The 13,900-nt window shown below is 73.6% G+C and carries 10 protein-coding genes and 3 tRNA genes; 12 read left to right on the top strand and 1 reads right to left on the bottom strand.

The genetic code is table 11. The features are described 5' to 3' along the window. The first annotated feature begins 2 nt into the window (after nt 1-2). The 5 genes from ACFVQZ_RS29405 (at nt 3) to ACFVQZ_RS29385 (ending at nt 3,487) form a co-directional block, all read left to right on the top strand. The gene (locus ACFVQZ_RS29405) at nt 3-1,793 is read left to right on the top strand and encodes an LCP family protein (RefSeq protein WP_383627705.1); all 1,791 of its coding nucleotides are present in this window, start codon (nt 3-5) and stop codon (nt 1,791-1,793) included. Between the two features lie 69 nt (nt 1,794-1,862). Then, nucleotides 1,863-2,303 carry a ribosome silencing factor gene (gene rsfS / locus ACFVQZ_RS29400; protein ID WP_030494106.1) on the top strand — a complete coding sequence of 147 codons (441 nt, stop codon included), beginning with the start codon at nt 1,863-1,865 and terminating at the stop codon, nt 2,301-2,303. Further along, nucleotides 2,300-2,956: a histidine phosphatase family protein gene (locus ACFVQZ_RS29395; protein WP_383627723.1), complete on the top strand. Its 657-nt coding sequence runs from the start codon at nt 2,300-2,302 to the stop codon at nt 2,954-2,956. The genes rsfS and ACFVQZ_RS29395 overlap by 4 nt, the downstream gene beginning before the upstream one ends. A gap of 97 nt (nt 2,957-3,053) precedes the next feature. After that, nucleotides 3,054-3,126: transfer RNA gene (locus ACFVQZ_RS29390), tRNA-Ala, on the top strand. A gap of 127 nt (nt 3,127-3,253) precedes the next feature. Then, nucleotides 3,254-3,487 (top strand): hypothetical protein, encoded by a 234-nt coding sequence (locus ACFVQZ_RS29385; protein ID WP_030494108.1) that lies wholly within the window; start codon nt 3,254-3,256, stop codon nt 3,485-3,487. On the opposite strand, the gene ACFVQZ_RS29380 is transcribed toward ACFVQZ_RS29385, so the two are convergent. Beyond that, a complete protein-coding gene (locus ACFVQZ_RS29380; protein ID WP_383627702.1) occupies nt 3,466-4,764 on the bottom strand; it encodes a glycosyltransferase 87 family protein in 1,299 nt (432 codons plus the stop codon). The genes ACFVQZ_RS29385 and ACFVQZ_RS29380 overlap by 22 nt on opposite strands. Before the next feature lie 132 nt (nt 4,765-4,896). On the opposite strand from ACFVQZ_RS29380, the gene ACFVQZ_RS29375 reads away from it, so the two are divergent. The 7 genes from ACFVQZ_RS29375 (at nt 4,897) to ACFVQZ_RS29345 (ending at nt 13,830) form a co-directional block, all read left to right on the top strand. Next, nucleotides 4,897-4,969, top strand: a tRNA-Ala gene (locus ACFVQZ_RS29375). Between the two features lie 71 nt (nt 4,970-5,040). Then, a tRNA-Ala gene (locus ACFVQZ_RS29370) sits at nt 5,041-5,113 on the top strand. Between the two features lie 310 nt (nt 5,114-5,423). Then, entirely contained in the window at nt 5,424-8,291 is a 2,868-nt protein-coding gene (gene leuS, locus ACFVQZ_RS29365) for a leucine--tRNA ligase (RefSeq protein WP_030494110.1), read from the top strand. Between the two features lie 132 nt (nt 8,292-8,423). Then, nucleotides 8,424-9,209: a hypothetical protein gene (locus tag ACFVQZ_RS29360; protein ID WP_383627699.1), complete on the top strand. Its 786-nt coding sequence runs from the start codon at nt 8,424-8,426 to the stop codon at nt 9,207-9,209. Nucleotides 9,210-9,309: 100 nt separating this feature from the next. Next, complete coding sequence (locus tag ACFVQZ_RS29355; RefSeq protein ID WP_030494112.1) at nt 9,310-10,155, top strand: DegV family protein; 846 nt, start codon at nt 9,310-9,312, stop codon at nt 10,153-10,155. Nucleotides 10,156-10,528: 373 nt separating this feature from the next. Next, nucleotides 10,529-11,311, top strand: a complete 783-nt coding sequence (locus tag ACFVQZ_RS29350; protein ID WP_321192646.1) for a ComEA family DNA-binding protein — start codon at nt 10,529-10,531, stop codon at nt 11,309-11,311. Beyond that, nucleotides 11,308-13,830, top strand: coding sequence for a ComEC/Rec2 family competence protein (locus ACFVQZ_RS29345; RefSeq protein WP_383627696.1), 2,523 nt, complete (start codon nt 11,308-11,310; stop codon nt 13,828-13,830). Before ACFVQZ_RS29350 ends, ACFVQZ_RS29345 begins: the two co-directional genes overlap by 4 nt. The last annotated feature ends 70 nt before the right edge of the window (nt 13,831-13,900 follow it).

The raw sequence follows: 13,900 nt of genomic DNA, 5'->3' as shown, positions 1-13,900 counted from the left end.
CGGTGAACGACCAGCACAACCCGTACGACCCGTACCAGCCGCAGCCGCAGATCATCGGCTACGACGCGTACGGGCAGCCGGTGTACCAGCAGCAGGCCGAGCCCCCGCAGCAGCCCGCGTACGACCCGTACGCCGGGCAGCAGCAGACGTACGGCTACGACCCCTACGCCCAGCCTCAGCAGCCCCAGGCCCCCCAGCAGCCCCAGCAGGCCGCGTACGACCCCTACGCCGGGCAGCAGCAGACGTACGGCTACGACCCCTACGGGACCCCCGGGACCCCCGGGACCCCCGGGACCCCCGGGACCCCCGGGACCCCCGGGACCCCCGGGACCCCCGGGACCCCCGGGACCCCCGGGACCCCCGGAACCTACGGCGGGGCCGGGCAGCAGTGGCAGGCCGCCGAACCCTCCGCGCCCGTCGTCGAGGCCCCGGCCGCCGTCCCCGGCCAGCGGCCCGCCCCCGAGCCGCCCGCCGCGCCCGCGCCCCCCAGGACGCCCCGGCGAGCCGCGACGGACGAGGACCGGGAGTACCGCACCGAGCAGTTCTCCTTCATCGAGGAGCCCGACGAGGACTCCGAGGACGTCATCGACTGGCTCAAGTTCACCGAGAGCCGGTCGGAGCGGCGCGAGGAGGCCCGGCGGCGCGGCCGCAACCGGATCATCGCGCTCGTCACCGTCCTCGTCCTCGCGGTCGCCGGCGGCGTCGGCTACCTCTGGTCGGCCGGCCTGCTCCCCGGGACCGGCGACTCCGGGCCGAAGCAGCAGGGCACCGCCACCGGCCCGCAGCAGCGCGCCACGATCGTCCTCCACCTGCACGACATCCAGGGCGGCGGCACTTCCACCGCCCTCCTCGTCGACAACTCCACCACCAAGCAGGGCACCACCGTCCTGCTGCCCAACGCGCTCGCCGTCGCCGACAGCGAGGGCACCGCCACCACCCTCGGCAACTCCGTCGAGGACGACGGCTCCAGCGGCACCCGCGAAGCCCTCGACACCCTCCTCGGCGCCAAGATCGCCGGAACCTGGCGCCTGGACACGCCGTACCTGGAGAACCTCGTCGAGTACCTCGGCGGCATCGAGGTCGACACCGACACCACCGTCCCCGACCCCAAGGGCAAGGAAGGCGCCGACCCGCTCCTCACCCAGGGCGAGAAGCAGACCCTCAACGGCCGCGCCGCCGTCGCCTACGCCACCTACCGGGCCTCCGGCGAGGCCGAGGCCAAGCAGCTCCAGCGCTTCGGCCAGGTCGTCAACGGCATGCTGCGGAAGATGCCCAGCGACGCCGCGAACGCCACCACCGCCATCGAGTACCTCCAGCAGATCGCCGACCCGTCCCTCCCGGAGAAGGACCTCGGCGCCTCCCTCGCCAAGCTCGCCGAGCACGCCAAGACCGGCGCCTACAAGACGGCGATGCTGCCCGTCGGCGAGGACGGCACGCTCACCGAGGGCGCCGGCGACAGCGTCGTCAAGGACATCCTCGGCGGCAAGGTCACCGCCGTCGACCCGGGCGGCGTGCCGCGCGTCTCGATCAAGGACGCGACCGGCGAGGACGCCGTCGAGGCGGCCAAGGTCGTCCTGATCAACGGCGGCTACGCCTTCGTCGGCGGCACCAAGGCCGACAGCCGGGCGAAGTCCGAGGTCGTCTACGGCGACGACGCCCAGAAGGCCACCGCCGCCGAGGTCGCCAAGACCCTGGACCTGCCCGAGTCCGCGATCACCAAGGGCAAGCCCACCGGCACCGCCACGATCACCGTCGTCCTCGGCCGGGACTACGAGATTCCGGGCGCCCGGTAATCGTTTGCGGGGTCGTCGGCGGTCCGTGAGACCCTGGAGGGGTACTGGACCGCCGACGAAAGCCTGCTTGTGACCGCTACGGACCGCTCCATCGAGCTCGTCAACGCCGCCGCCCAGGCGGCGGCCGACCGGCTCGCTCACGACATCATCGCGTACGACGTCAGCGACGTGCTGTCGATCACCGACGCCTTCCTGCTCGCCTCCGCGCCCAACGACCGCCAGGTCAAGTCGATCGTCGACGAGATCGAGGAGCGGCTCCAGAAGGAGCTCGGCGCCAAGCCGGTGCGCCGCGAGGGCGACCGCGACGCCCGCTGGATCCTCCTCGACTACGTCGACATCGTCATCCACGTGCAGCACAGCGAGGAGCGGGTCTTCTACGCCCTGGAGCGGCTGTGGAAGGACTGCCCCGAGCTCCCGCTGCCCGAGGACGCCGTCAAGACCCGCGGCAAGGCGGCCGAGCACGCCGCCCTGACCGGCGCCGACCTGCCGGCGGACGGTGAGCTGAGCTGAGCGCCACCGCCAAGGGCGGCACCGGCCGCCGTATCGTCCTGTGGCGCCACGGCCAGACCTCCTGGAACCTGGAGCGCCGCTTCCAGGGCTCGACCGACATCGAGCTCACCGAGGCCGGCGTCCACCAGGCCCGGCAGGCGGCCCGGCTGCTCGCCGCCCTGCGCCCCGACGCGATCGTCGCGTCGGACCTGAAGCGGACGGCGGCCACGGCCGCCGAGCTGGCGGCGCTCACCGGCCTCTCCGTCGCCCACGACGCCGCCCTGCGCGAGACGTACGCGGGCGACTGGCAGGGCCTCACGCACGACGAGATCGTCGCGCGGTACGGCGAGCAGTACGCCGCCTGGAAGCGCGGCGAGCCGGTCCGCCGGGGCGGCGGCGAGCTGGAGACCGAGGTGGCCGACCGGGCCGCGCCGGTGATCCTGGACCACGCCGACAAGCTCCCGGAGGACGGCACCCTGGTCGTGGTCAGCCACGGCGGCACCATCCGTACCGCCATCGGCCGGCTCCTCGGTCTGGAGCCGCACCACTGGGAGAGCCTGGGCGGCGTCTCGAACTGCTGCTGGTCCGTCCTCGGCCAGGGCGTGCGGGGCTGGCGCCTCCTGGAGCACAACGCCGGCTCGCTGCCCGAGCCGGTGCTCGGCGACGACACCTGACGGGCCGGTCCGGGCCCCCGCGGCCCGGATTTCACTATCCGGCAGGTCACAGGCTAAAGTTCATCTTGTTCGCAGCGCTCCGGCGCGAAGAACACGAGGGGCTATAGCTCAGTTGGTAGAGCGCTTGCATGGCATGCAAGAGGTCAGGAGTTCAATTCTCCTTAGCTCCACAGTCACCGGATCCCGTCCCCCGACCAGGGGGGCGGGATCTGTCGTTCTGTCACTTCTGGGCCGCCGCCCCGCCATGGCAGAATCGGACGGCCGGAGGGGGACCGGGTCCGGACGGGAGGGTGGCCTTTGGGTGCGCACAGGCGGAAGTGCGACTGGTGCGGCAGCGGCACGCCCATCGTGCGGGACATGGACCCCGTCAACCCGGACTACCAGTACTGGTGCGAAGAGTGCGCACGGGCGCTGATCATAAAGGGCGACCCGATCGAGACCTACCGCGAACTCGAAGGGGAGCCGATCTACGGCCGACTCCTCGACGAGCACTGCACCCTCAAGCGCTTCTACTCCTTCGCCACGGCCTGAGGCTCCCGGCCCGCGACGGCCTCCGCAGGGCCCTCCGAGCCCTCGGGGGCCACCGGCCGGCGCGTCCGCCGCACCGCCAGCGCGTACCCGGCGAAGACCGCCGCCGCCGTCAGCGGGTAGACCGCCGACAGCAGCATCTGTCCGGGGTTCTGGTCGAGTTCGGGACGCCCCGGGTCGTGCGGCACCCACCACAGCGCGAACGAGGCGAAGGCGAGCGCCACCGCGCCCGTCGTGAGCCACGCGCGCGTGGCGCGGTCGTACAGCAGGATCAGCAGCGGCACGCACCACACCCAGTGGTGGGACCAGGAGATCGGGGAGACCATCAGCGCCGTGAACGCGGTGATCACCACGGCCACCGCCCGGTCGCCGCGTACCGCCGCCCGCACCGCGAGCGCCATCGCCGCGCCGCCGAGCAGCACCGCCGCCGCCAGCCACCACAGGCCGGGCGCGTCCGTGTGCATCAGCCGGGCCAGGACCCCGCTCAGGGACTGGTTGGCGGTCTCCTCCGCGTGACCCACCCGGCCCGTCTCGAACAGCGTCCGGGTCCAGAACGTCCTCGAGTCGGCCGGCAGCGCCACCGCCATCGCCAGCGTCGTCACCAGGAAGACCCCGGTCGCGGTCAGCGCCGTGCGCAGCCACTGGTTCACCGACCGGTCGCGGCGCCACAGCAGCAGGCCGGCGGCGAGGAGCAGCACCACGAAGAGCCCGGGTGTGAGTTTCACCGCGGTCGCCAGGCCGATGCCGAGCCCGGCCCAGCGGCTGCCCTCGCGGCGCGTGAAGTCCCACAGCACGGCCACCGCGACCAGCAGGTTGATCTGCCCGTACCGGAGGGTCGTCCACACCGGCTCGGACCAGACCACGACCGCCGCGACCCACAGCGTCGTACGCCACAGGTCGGCCCGGCGTCCGGGCGCGGCGAGCGCCGGCCGGACCAGCTGGAGCGACAGCCGGACCAGCGCCAGCACCAGCAGCAGGTTCCCCGCCGTGGAGAGCGTCCGCATCAGCGGGACGCCGACCAGGGTCAGCGGCAGGAACAGCACGGCCGCGAAAGGCGGATACGTCATCGCCAGGTTCGCCGAGGTGGCGCGCATGGCGTACAGGTCGCCGCCGGCCCGCAGGGTCTCGGCCTCGGCCCGGTAGACCATCACGTCGAGCATGTTCACGTGGGCGGCGCGCTGCGCCACCCAGAAGGCCGCGAACGAGATCAGGCAGGTGACCGCGGCGGCGACCAGGGGCCACGGCCGGGCGCGGGACGGGGAAGGTGCGGAGGGGGACACAGGGGGCGACCCTACCCGGAGCCTCCGACAGTGCCGGAGAAACGGATTTGGAGATCTGCCCGGCGGGCGGTTACTGTTCTGTCCGTCGCCGCGAGGAAGACCCGCGAGGGAGCCGGGCGGAGACGATCACGAGGGGCTATAGCTCAGTTGGTAGAGCGCCTGCATGGCATGCAGGAGGTCAGGAGTTCAATTCTCCTTAGCTCCACAGAAGGCAGACGGGCCATCCGTACCCGGTGGCTCTCCGCGCTTCTGCGGTACGCTGATATGCCGCATTGAGGGGCTATAGCTCAGTTGGTAGAGCGCTTGCATGGCATGCAAGAGGTCAGGAGTTCAATTCTCCTTAGCTCCACAGCAGGGAAGCGGGTCATCCGGATCGGATGGCCCGCTTCTTCGTGTTCTGGAGGCGTTCAGGACCTTCCCCCGCGGTCCGGCGGGCCCGTGTCGGCCCGTGGACGTCGATGCGGCCCCTGGGGGCGCTGCGGTACCCTGGCGCCATGCGTGCCGTACGCCTCCTGCTTATCGAGCCGCGCTGATCAGTCCCGACGGGCGGAAGAGATCCCGTCGGAGTCGGCGCGGCGTCCCCTCCTGTGCGAGGGGATTTTTCATTTCGTGGCAGTTCGTGGCAGTGGGCAGAGACGATCGATGGAGCTTCTAGGACCATGACCGAGATCAACACGGCTGCCGAGACGGCGGCCCCGCATCGCTACACGGCGGCCATGGCCGCCGACATCGAGGCACGCTGGCAGGACGTCTGGGACGCCGAGGGCACCTACGAGGCGCCGAACCCCTCCGGTGACCTGGCGGGCGACCCCGCGATCGCCGCCCGGCCCAAGAAGTTCATCATGGACATGTTCCCGTACCCCTCCGGTGCGGGCCTCCACGTCGGCCACCCGCTCGGTTACATCGCCACGGACGTCTTCGCCCGGCACGCGCGCATGTCCGGCCACAACGTGCTGCACACCCTCGGCTTCGACGCCTTCGGCCTGCCCGCCGAGCAGTACGCCGTGCAGACCGGCACGCACCCGCGCGTGTCCACCGAGGCCAACATGGAGAACATGAAGGCCCAGCTGCGCCGGCTCGGCCTGGGCCACGACAAGCGGCGGTCGTTCGCCACGATCGACCCCGAGTACTACAAGTGGACCCAGTGGATCTTCCTCCAGATCTACAACTCCTGGTACGACACCGAGGCCGGCAAGGCCCGCCCGATCGCCGAGCTGATCGAGCAGTTCGAGAACGGCACCCGTGAGATCCCCGGCACCACGCGCGCGTGGGCCGACCTGAGCGCCGTCGAGCGCGACGCCGTCCTGGGCGAGTACCGCCTGGCGTACGCCTCCGACGCGCCGGTCAACTGGTGCCCCGGCCTGGGCACCGTCCTCGCCAACGAGGAGGTCACCGCCGACGGCCGTTCCGAGCGCGGCAACTACCCGGTCTTCAAGGCCAAGCTGCGCCAGTGGAACATGCGCATCACTGCCTACGCGGACCGCCTGCTGGACGACCTCGACGGCCTGGACTGGCCCGAGGCGATCAAGCTGCAGCAGCGCAACTGGATCGGCCGCTCCGAGGGCGCCCGCGTCGACTTCCAGGTCGGCGATACCGGCGCCATCACCGTCTTCACCACCCGCCAGGACACCCTGTTCGGCGCCACCTACATGGTCCTCGCGCCCGAGCACGACCTGGTCGAGAAGATCGTGCCGGCGGCCTGGCCGGAGGGCACCCACGCGGTGTGGACCGGCGGTCACGCCACCCCCGCCGAGGCCGTCGACGCGTACCGCAAGCAGGCCGCCTCCAAGTCCGACGTCGAGCGGCAGGCCGACGCCAAGGAGAAGACCGGCGTCTTCACCGGCGCGTACGCGACCAACCCGGTCAGCGGCGAGCAGGTCCCCGTCTTCATCGCCGACTACGTCCTCATGGGCTACGGCACCGGCGCCATCATGGCCGTCCCCGCGCACGACAGCCGCGACTTCGCCTTCGCGCGCGCCTTCGAGCTGCCGATGCGCTGCGTCGTCGAGCCGAGCGACGACCGCGGCACCGACCCGTCCACCTGGGACGACGCCTTCGGCTCGTACGAGGCGAAGCTGGTCAACTCCGCCAACGACGAGATCTCCCTGGACGGCCTCGGCGTCGTCGACGCCAAGGCGAAGATCACCGCCTGGCTGGCCGACCGCGGCATCGGCGAGGGCACCGTCAACTACCGCCTCCGCGACTGGCTGTTCAGCCGCCAGCGGTACTGGGGCGAGCCCTTCCCGATCGTCTACGACGAGGACGGCGTCGCCCACGCGCTGCCCGAGTCGATGCTGCCGCTGGAGCTGCCCGAGGTCGAGGACTACTCGCCGCGGACCTTCGACCCGGACGACGCCGACACCCAGCCCGAGACCCCGCTCTCCCGCAACGAGGAGTGGGTCAACGTCACCCTCGACCTGGGCGACGGGCCGAAGAAGTACCGCCGCGAGACCAACACCATGCCCAACTGGGCCGGTTCCTGCTGGTACGAGTTGCGCTACCTGGACCCGCACAACGGCGAGAAGCTCGTCGACCCCGCCATCGAGCAGTACTGGATGGGCCCGCGCGAGGGCATGCCCACCGGCGGCGTCGACCTGTACGTCGGCGGCGCCGAGCACGCCGTGCTCCACCTGCTGTACGCCCGCTTCTGGTCGAAGATCCTCTTCGACCTGGGGCACGTCTCCTCCGCCGAGCCGTTCCACAAGCTCTACAACCAGGGCATGATCCAGGCGTTCGTCTACCGCGACGCCCGCGGCATCGCGGTCCCCGCCGCCGAGGTCGAGGAGCGCGACGGCGCCTACTGGTACGAGGGCGAGAAGGTCAGCCGCGTCCTCGGCAAGATGGGCAAGTCCCTGAAGAACGCCGTCACGCCGGACGAGATCTGCGCCGAGTTCGGCGCCGACACCCTGCGCCTGTACGAGATGGCGATGGGCCCCCTGGACGTCTCCCGCCCGTGGGACACCCGCGCCGTCGTCGGCCAGTACCGCCTGCTCCAGCGGCTGTGGCGCAACATCGTCGACGAGGCGACCGGCGAGGTCACCGTCGTCGACGCCGCGCCCGACGAGGACACCCTGCGCGCCCTGCACAAGGCGATCGACGGCGTCTCCCAGGACATGGCCGGCATGCGCTTCAACACGGCCATCGCCAAGATCACCGAGCTGAACAACCACCTCACCAAGACCGGCGGCGCGATCTCCCGGACCGTCGCCGAGCAGCTGGTGCTGCTGGTCGCCCCGCTCGCCCCGCACATCGCGGAAGAGCTGTGGCACCGCCTCGGCCACACCGACTCGGTCGTCCACCAGGACTTCCCGGTCGCCGACCCGGCGTACGTCGTGGACGAGACCGTGACCTGCGTCGTGCAGATCAAGGGCAAGGTCAAGGCCCGCCTGGAGGTCTCCCCGTCGATCACCGACGCCGACCTGGAGGCGCTGGCCCTCGCCGACCCGCACGTCGTCGCCGCCCTCGGCGGCGCCGAGATCCGCAAGGTGATCGTGCGTGCGCCGAAGCTGGTGAACATCGTGGCCTGAGTGCCACGAGGGGCCTAGGGGTTTCCCCTACGGGCAGGTTGGGGGTTCCGATGGAACCCTCGGCCTGCCCGCTCCGTTTACCGTGGAAGAACCACACCCGTGGGACGCCGACGGAGCTGAGGAGCGACGCACATGGAAGCCACGATTGTCACGATCCTGGCGCTGCTCTTCCTTTCGTTCGTGGCGCTCGGCGTGTACGCCACGGTGAAGGTGGCCAAGGCGGCGAAGCGCGGCGTCGACCGCACCCTCGACCAGGCCCGGCGCACCGTGGAGGACACCACGCTGCGGGCCAAGAGCCTCGGCCAGGTCGGCGTCGCCGCCGAACTGGCCCGGCTACGGCTCTCGCTGCGCACCTCGATGCGCGCCACCCAGGACGCGCTCCAGGCGGGGGTGGCCGAGGACGCCTCGCTGCGGGAGTCGCTCGACCTCTTCGGCCGGCTCAGCGCCCACGGCCGTGAGCTGGACGAGGACCTCAAGCGCCTGGAGCGGGAGCCCGACAAGGCGTACGTGGCCGGGCAGCTGCCCTCGCTCACCGAGCGGACCGAGCGGATCACCGGGTCGGCCGACGCGCTGCGGCAGGCCGCCGGCGACCGCGCCCGGCGGTTCGCCGAGGACGACCTGGACACGCTGAGCGCCCAGATCGACGTCGAGACGGGCGCGCTGCGGCACTGGACGACGACCCACGACACCGCCGGTTCCACCCAGACCGGGTACGGCGCGACGGCGCCGGGGGCGGGGGAGCCCGCCTGGTACGAGACCGCCCCGGGGGCGGAAGGGCCGGCCGGCTCGGAGCGGCCGGAGGCGGGGGGTGCTCAGGGTGCCGGCGGGGCGCAGGGGCCGCAGGCGATCACCGCTCCCGACCCGCGGACGACCGCTTATCCGTGGGAGAAGACGGCCCGGCCCGAGTCCGCGGGCTGACCTCCGCGAGCGGGCGGGCGCGCGTTCCGTGGGATCGTCGGACCGGCTGTGAGCGGGGCCGGGCTGCCGAGCGGCCGTCGCGGCGGGTAACCTCCCGCTCATGTCCCGGCATGTCGCGATCGTCACCGATTCAACGGCCTACCTGCCACCGCAGACGATGGAGCGGCACGGCATCACCGCGGTCCCGCTGACCGTCGTCATCGGCGACCGCGCCCTCCTGGAGGGCACCGAGATCTCCGCCAGATCGCTCGCCGAGGCGCTGCAGAAGCGACGGTCCGTCACCACCTCCCGGCCCAGCCCCGAGGTCTTCGCCGCCACCTACCGCGAGGCCGCCGAGGCGGGAGCGCGCGGTATCGTCTCCCTCCACCTCTCCGCCGAGGTCTCCGGCACCTATGACGCCGCCGTGCTCGCGGCGAAGGACGCGCCCGTCCCGGTACGGGTCGTGGACACGCGCATGATCGGCATGGCCCTCGGCTTCTGCGCCGTCGCGGCGGCGGAGGCCGTGGAGGCCGGCGGGTCGCTCGACGAGGCGGTCGCGGCGGCGGAGAAGCGCGCCGGGGACACCTCCGCCTACTTCTACGTCGACACGCTGGACTACCTGCGCCGCGGCGGACGGATCGGGACCGCGCAGGCGCTGCTGGGCTCCGCGCTCGCCGTGAAGCCGCTCCTCGAACTCGACGGCGGCCGCATCGAACTGAAGGAGAAGGTGCGGACCGCCTCCAAGGCGATCGCCCGGCTGGAGGAGCTGGCCGCCGAGCAGGCCGGCTCCGGTCCCGTCGACATCGCCGTCCACCACCTCTCCGCGCCGGACCGGGCCGACGCGCTGGCCGAACGCCTCCGGGAACGCGTGCCCGGCATCGCCGAACTGCACGTCAGCGAGGTCGGCGCCGTGATCGGCGCGCACACCGGGCCCGGGCTGCTCGCGGTGGTCGTCTCGCCGCGCTGAGCCGAGCTGCCGGGCGGCTGGGTGGCTGGGTGGCTTTCTCCCCCGGGAGGGTGCTTTCTCACCCGGGAGGGTGAGCGGGTTGTCCACAGGAACGCCGCTTTCCACAGAAGTCGGCGGGCGACGGCACGGGGTGGTGGCGGACCCTACCGTCGCAGGCATGGATCTTCGTACGACGTCTTCGTCTTCCCTGCGTTCCTCAGGCACCTCGACCGGGCCTGCCGGGCCTGCCGGACTCACCGGGCCCCGGCGAGGGGCGCCGCCCGGGCGCGCCCAGCGGCGGGCTCGGGTGAGGCGGGTGGTCGCGCCGCCGGGGCCCGTCGGGGGTGAGGCGGGGGTCGTACGGGAGCGGGGGGACGCGCTGTTCCCGCCGCCGGTGCCACCGGACGAGGTGGTGGCCGCGGAGCCGGTGACCGCCGGTGCGGGGGAGCGGCGGTGGCGGCAGGCGGTGCGGGAGCGGCTGCCGTGGTGGGTGCAGACGCGGTGCGGGCTCGAGCCGCGGTCGCTGGCGGCGCTCGCCGTGGTCCTGGTGGTGGCCGCCTGCGCGGCCGGGGGGTTCTACTGGGCGGGACGGCCGGAGGCGGTCCGTGCGCCGGAGGTCGTCGGGGTCGCTCCGGTGGTGGCCACGTCTCCGTCCTCGGTCCCGTCGGCGTCGGCCCCGGCGTCGGCCTCGGTGCCGGGTTCCGCCGCGAGCGGTGGGGGCTCGGCGAAGGTCGTCGTGGATGTGGCGGGGAAGGTCCGGCGGCCGGGGGTGCTGACGCTTCCGGCCGGGTCGCGGGTCGCGGACGCGCTGCGGGCGGCCGGAGGGGTGCGCGCGGGGGCGGATCTGACGGGGCTCAACCGGGCGCGGGTGCTCTTCGACGGGGAGCAGGTGCTGGTCGGCGTGCCAGGAGCGGTGGGAGCGGCGGCCGGCGGAGGGCCGGCCGGGGGCGGCGGGGGAGCCGCTGCGGGGACGGGCGGGGACGGGGTGCCGCTGAGCCTCAACACGGCGACCGTCGAGCAGTTCGACAGCCTTCCGGGGGTGGGGCCGGTGCTCGCGCGGCGCCTGGTCGAGCACCGGTCGGAGCACGGCGGGTTCCGTTCGGTGGAGGAGTTGCGCGAGGTCGACGGGATCGGCGAGCGGCGTTACGCGGACCTCCAGCCGCTGGTGCGGCCATGACCGGGGGCGAGCAGGTGGCGGACCGGGAGCGGGAGGCGCGGGCGCCCCGGGAGGAGGCCGCCGATCTGCGGCTGGTCCCGCCGGCGCTGGCCGCGTGGGGTGCCGCTGCCGTGGCGCTGGGCGTGGCGGGCTGGTGGGTGGTCGCCGGGGTGGGGGTCTGCCTCGCTGCGGCCGGGGTGCTGCTGACGCCGGCGGTGGCGCGGCGGCTGACCAGAGGGCGGGATGCGGCGCCGGACGCCGGGCCGGGGCGCGGTCGGGTGGGGGTGGTGCCGGGGTGGCGGTTGAGGGCGACCGCCTGGGGCGGGGTGCTGCTGTGTGCCGCCGCGGGGGCGGCGTCGGCGGGGCTGCACGCGGCGGATCTGCGGCGCGGTCCGGTGCCCGTGCTGGCGCAGGAGTACGGCAGGGCCTCGGTCGAGGTGACGGTCACCTCGGATCCCCGGCTCACGCGGCCCCGGGTGAGCGGGCGGGCGATGGTGCCGGTGTCGGTGGTGATGGACGCGGAGGTGGTGCGGGTCGAGAGGGCGGGCGGTGCGGCCGTACGGACCCGGGCGCCGGTGCTGCTGATCGTGCCGCCGGGGGAGCGGCGGGAGGAGTGGCTGGGGCTGTTGCCGTCGACGCGGCTGCGGGTCGGGGCGCGGTTCACGCCGCCGCGGGAAGCGGGCGATCCGTACGCGGCGGTGCTCAAGGCCGGATCGGGGCCGCCGCGGATCGTGGGGCCGCCGAGCGCGCTCCAGCGGACCGCCGGTGATCTGCGGGCCGGGCTGCGGGAGGCGACCGACGGGCTCGCGCCGGACGCGCGGGCGCTGTTGCCGGGGCTGGTCGTCGGGGACACCACGCGGATCGGCACCGACCTGCGGGACGCGTTCGAGGCCACCGATCTCACGCACCTGCTGGCCGTGTCCGGCAGCAACCTGTCGATCGTGCTGCTGCTGTTCGTCGGGCGCCCGGGACGGGCGCGGCGGGTGGAGCGGGGCGGACTCGCGCCCCGGATCGGGCTGTCGCTGCGGGGGACGGCGCTGGTGGGGGTGGGACTCACGCTGGCGTTCGTGGCGGTGTGCCGGCCCGAGCCGAGCGTGTTGCGGGCGGCGGCGTGCGGACTGGTCGCGCTGCTGGCCGTCGCCACCGGACGCCGCCGGTCGCTGATTCCGGCGCTGGCGGCGGTGGTCCTGCTGCTGGTGCTGTACGACCCGTGGCTGGCGCGGAGTTACGGGTTCCTGCTGTCCGTGCTGGCCACCGGGGCCCTGCTGGTGGTGGCGCCGGGGTGGAGCGAGGGGCTGCGGCGGCGCGGGGTGCCGGGGCGGCTCGCGGAGGCGCTGGCCGCCGCGCTCGCCGCGCAGGCGGTGAGTGCGCCGGTGGTGGTGGTCTTCGCGGGCCGGATGAGTCTGGTGGCGATTCCGGCGAACCTCTTCGCGGAGCTGGCGGTGGCGCCCGCGACGGTGTTCGGGTTCGCGGCGCTCGCGCTGGCGCCGGTGTGGGCGGCGGGCGCGTCGGGGGCGGCGTGGGTCGCGGGCTGGCCGGCGGGGTGGATCGCCGCGGTGGCCCGGGCGGGTGCGGAGCTGCCGGGGGCGGAGGTGGCGTGGCCAGGGGGCTGGTGGGGCGGTGCGGCGCTGGCGCTCGTCACGGTGGCGGTGGTGGCAGCGGTCCGGCGGGTGCGGTGGCGGCGCCGGCTGGTGGTCGCGGTGGCCGTGGCGCTGGTGCTCGTGGTGGCGCGGCCGGTGCCGCTGGTGCGCTGGGTCACCGGATGGCCGCCGCCGGGCTGGCTGTTCGCGATGTGCCAGGTGGGGCAGGGGGACGCCCTGGTGCTCGCGGCGGGACCGGGGTCGGGGGTGGTGGTGGACGCGGGGCCGGATCCGGCGGCGGTGGACCGCTGCCTGCGCGAACTGGAGGTGAGACACGTGCCGTTGCTGGTGCTGACGCACTTCCACGCCGACCATGTGGCCGGGCTGCCAGGGGTGTTGAGGGGGCGGGGTGTGGGGGCGGTGCAGGTGACGGGGCTCGACGAGCCGCCCGGGCAGGCGGAGTTCGTCCGGCGGGTGGCGGGAGCGTCGGGGGTGCCGGTGGTGCGGGCGGTGCCGGGGGAGGTGCGGCGGGCCGGGGCGCTGGAGTGGCGGGTGCTGTGGCCGCCGGCGGGGCCGGGGCCGCCGGACGGCGGGCCGAACGACGCCAGCGTCACGTTGCTGGTCCGGGGGCCGGGCGGGGTGAGCCTGCTGCTCCTCGGTGATCTGGAGCCGCCGGCGCAGCGGGCGCTGTGGCGGGCGCATCCGGAGCTGGGGGCGGTGGACGTGCTGAAGGTCGCGCACCACGGGTCCGCGCACCAGGACCCGGGACTGACGGCGGCGGTGCGGCCCCGGCTGGCGCTGGTCTCGGCCGGGACCGGGAATCCGTACGGCCACCCGCACCCGAGGACGCTGGAGGCGCTGCGGGCGGGCGGGGCGCGCGTGCTGCGGACCGACCGGGACGGGGCGATCGCCGTGGCGGGTGCGGGGAGGGAACTGGTGGCTGTGGCGAGGGGGTGGTGACCGGGGCGGCGGAGCGCTCCCGGGAGATGGCTTGTAAACGAGCGCTTGTAAATGAATGCTTGTAAACGAG

Origin of the sequence: Streptomyces sp. NPDC057854 (assembly GCF_042797055.1) — a bacterium.
Classification (GTDB): Bacteria; Actinomycetota; Actinomycetes; order Streptomycetales; family Streptomycetaceae; genus Streptomyces.
Note: the sequence above shows the minus strand (reverse complement) of the source record. Positions and strands in the feature narration are given on the sequence as shown.